This window comes from Nonomuraea sp. NPDC049784 (assembly GCF_040659615.1).
In the GTDB taxonomy this organism is placed as follows: domain Bacteria; phylum Actinomycetota; class Actinomycetes; order Streptosporangiales; family Streptosporangiaceae; genus Nonomuraea.
On record NZ_JBFAMX010000941.1, the window covers coordinates 1 to 2,863 of the forward strand.

The 2,863-nt window shown below is 69.2% G+C and carries 5 protein-coding genes; 4 read left to right on the top strand and 1 reads right to left on the bottom strand.

Annotated features, from left to right (window positions below; genetic code table 11):
• A partial coding sequence (locus AB0J09_RS61375) for a hypothetical protein (RefSeq protein WP_360713279.1) occupies nt 1-245 on the bottom strand: 245 nt, incomplete at its 3' end.
• Nucleotides 246-848: 603 nt separating this feature from the next.
• Here AB0J09_RS61375 and AB0J09_RS61380 point away from each other — a divergent pair.
• The 4 genes from AB0J09_RS61380 (at nt 849) to AB0J09_RS61395 (ending at nt 2,782) form a co-directional block, all read left to right on the top strand.
• A complete protein-coding gene (locus AB0J09_RS61380; RefSeq protein WP_360713281.1) occupies nt 849-1,376 on the top strand; it encodes a hypothetical protein in 528 nt (175 codons plus the stop codon).
• Nucleotides 1,377-1,405: 29 nt separating this feature from the next.
• On the top strand, nt 1,406-1,570 hold the full coding sequence (locus tag AB0J09_RS61385; protein ID WP_360713283.1) for a hypothetical protein: 165 nt from the start codon (nt 1,406-1,408) through the stop codon (nt 1,568-1,570).
• 135 nt (nt 1,571-1,705) lie between these two features.
• Nucleotides 1,706-2,218 carry an Asp23/Gls24 family envelope stress response protein gene (locus tag AB0J09_RS61390; protein ID WP_360713285.1) on the top strand — a complete coding sequence of 171 codons (513 nt, stop codon included), beginning with the start codon at nt 1,706-1,708 and terminating at the stop codon, nt 2,216-2,218.
• Nucleotides 2,219-2,407: 189 nt separating this feature from the next.
• Entirely contained in the window at nt 2,408-2,782 is a 375-nt protein-coding gene (locus AB0J09_RS61395) for a DUF2273 domain-containing protein (protein ID WP_360713287.1), read from the top strand.
• The last annotated feature ends 81 nt before the right edge of the window (nt 2,783-2,863 follow it).

Genomic DNA, 2,863 nt, shown 5'->3' on the forward strand with positions numbered 1-2,863 from the left:
CTCGCCCCCCACAACTCGGCCAGCGCCATGCCGGTGCCGGCCGCTGGAGGCCTGCTAAGGCCGGACGGCGCGCCCTGTTGAGGCTCGCCGTCGTGCGCAGCCCTGGGGCGTTGCTGCCGCGCGGTCACCTGCAGCAGCCGCCGTACGCATGGTGGGAGCGGGTCCAAGACGAGCTCGCGGCTGGCTGGCAGGGCGTGGGCGCTGCGGGTGAGCACCCACAGCGCCGCTATGTCGATGAAGGTCACCCGGCCAGGTCGAGCCGGCTGTCATCTCTTATGACCAGTGCGCCGGCCCGCGCGCCTCACCTCGGTGCTGATCCCCGCGAAGGAGGTGGGCAGGGAGGCGGCCCGCCTGGTCATGGACAAGCTGCCAAGTCCGTGCCCGTGCCCGCTGCCACCCACCTCCCGGCGGCCCGCGCGAGCATCTGACCCCCAGCACCGTCCAGGCTCCAAGCTGCGGAGGCCATCAGGCGCAGACGTCAAGTCTGAGAGCTTTTCCACCGCATCTAGTTCTCTGTCGGCTTCTCGGGACACGCTCGCGGAGGCGAGAGAGACGGCTTACGCGCGTGTAACCGGCGACGTCCGGCTAGGTGGCCGGGCGTCCGTTTCCGGGGAGCGTGGCCCCCGTCATCGACACGATCCTCGACAAAGGTCTGGACGAGGCGGTAAATCGCGGCCTTCCGCCACTCAATGTCTGTCCAACTTTTCCCCCATTCGGGTTCTTTGTCCTATTGGTGGGCAGGCCATGGTGCGTGTTCCGGCCGCGACAACAGGCATTGGCGTCTGCTCCTGTGCACTGATTCGGTGCATCCCGAGACGAAAGGACTGGAGGAGAAAGGAAGGCTGATCATGTCGAACAAGGTGACGATCGCCTTGGCCGTGCTCGCCGGGTACTACCTCGGACGGCGCCGCAAGTTGTGCATGGTCGCGGCATTGGCGGCGGCCGGGCTGGCCGGCCGCGTGCCCGGAGGCGGGGGTGGCGTGCTGGCGCAGGGGATCAAGACCCTCCGCTCCTCTCCAGAGGTCGGGCAGATCACTGACCGCCTGCGCGGGGATCTCTTGGAGGTTGGCAAGGCGGCGGCAGTGGCCGCGACCAGCAGGCAGATCGACTCCCTGAGCGACAGGCTGCACGAACGCGCCGAGGCTCTGCGGACGCCGGGGACGGCCAAGCACACCGGCCCGCCCACGAAGCAGGCGGCCGGTGATGAGACGGACGAAGACTCTGAAGACGAGGGCTACAAAGAGGGGGAAGGCGAAGAGGAGGACGACGAAGACGAAAAGGACGCCGAGCGAGGAGGGCGGCGTGAGTTCGGGGATCCTGACAAGGCGCAACGTCGATCCCGTCCGGTGCGCGGGGTCGGCCAGCCGAGGATGTGAGTCAGGTGGTTGAGGCAAGAGCGGAACGAGTGGAAGCTGTTCGGCGAACTGGCCAGGCAGCGACGGGACCGGCCAAGACGGCCGCCAGCACGGTTAACGGCACCACCCGGGGAGCGGTCGGTGCCATCAAGGGCACGGGCAGTAGCGTGGCCGGGGCGGCCAAGGAGACCGGCCAGGGGATCGCCAAGCCCTAACTGCCCGGGTTGCACCTTAACCCCAATGGGTCAGGAGTTGTCTATAGATGCCCACAGAATCCGTTCGTTGGGCATCAGTCGTGTCCGTGCGGTTATTTGTGTCTATTTAGGAGGACAAACAGGGGGTGACGGGGCGTGCCGGACACAATGTCCAACCGAGCCACGGAAACCGGTCAGGCCGCGACCGTGCCGAGGGCCAGGACTCACGAGGGCAGCCCGGGGACCGTGCTGGTCACCGAGAGGGGCACCACCAGGATCGAAGACGTCGTCGTCGCCAAGATCGCCGGGCTCGCCGCCCGCGAGGTGTCCGGCGTCCACGCCATGGGCGGGGGCGCGGCGCGGGCGTTCGGGAGCATGCGCGGCATGGTTGGCGTCGAGGAGAGCGTCACGCAGGGTGTGTCGGTGGAGGTGGGCGAGCGGCAGGCCGCCGTCGACCTCGACCTGGTGATGGAGTACGGCATGGCCATCCCGGAACTGGCGGGGGCGGTGCGGAAGATCGTCATCAACGCGGTCGAGCGGATGTGCGGGCTCGAGGTGACCGAGGTCAACATCCGGGTCGACGACGTCCATCTACCCGAAGAGGACCGTGACCGGGAGAGCGACAGGAGCCGCAGGCAGGACACCGAGCCGGAGCCGCGGGTCCAATGACGGACACGGGCCCGGCCCCAAGGTCCGGTGCAAGCCTCAAAGCCGGTCCACGCCCGGCCGAGGACGCGGGCTCCGAGGTGAATGACGGCTCCGGGACGGCCCCGAGGACGAGGCGTGGGCGATCGCCGAGCGGGCACGATCGTGTGACGGCGTGGCCGGGCTGTCCATTGGCCCGTTCGGGACCGTGGCGTGGCCATGTACCTGCCGGGCCGGCGGCTCACGGGCGTCTCCGTGAGCGAACGCGCGGTCGAGATCGCCGTCGTCGCCACGATGGACCGTCCGCTCCCGGAGACCGCCGACGAGGTACGGCGGGCCGTGACGGACCTGGCCCGGCGGCCGCCGGGTGAACGTGCGCATCGACGACATCGTGGAGGGACCATGAACAACCAGCGGCTGCCGCTGATCGGCATGACCGTCGGCATCGTTCTCGGGATCGTCGGGGCGTTCGGCGGGTTGGTGGCCTTCCTGATCGTGCTGGTGCTCGGCGCGGTCGGCTACCTGGTCGGCCGGCTCGCCGAGACCGGCGAGGTGAACCTGTCGAGGCTCTCCGAGAGGCGAAGATGACCACGGAGATGACCGCTGCCGCCGGCGCGGGCCCCCCTACGGTGCCCCCCCCCCGCCCCCCCCCCAACCACCCCAGCCCGA

What these genes read in the sequence shown, in the direction of transcription:
- AB0J09_RS61380 (WP_360713281.1), top strand. Translation starts at nt 849, where the DNA reads ATGTCGAACAAGGTGACGATCGCCTTGGCCGTGCTCGCCGGGTACTAC.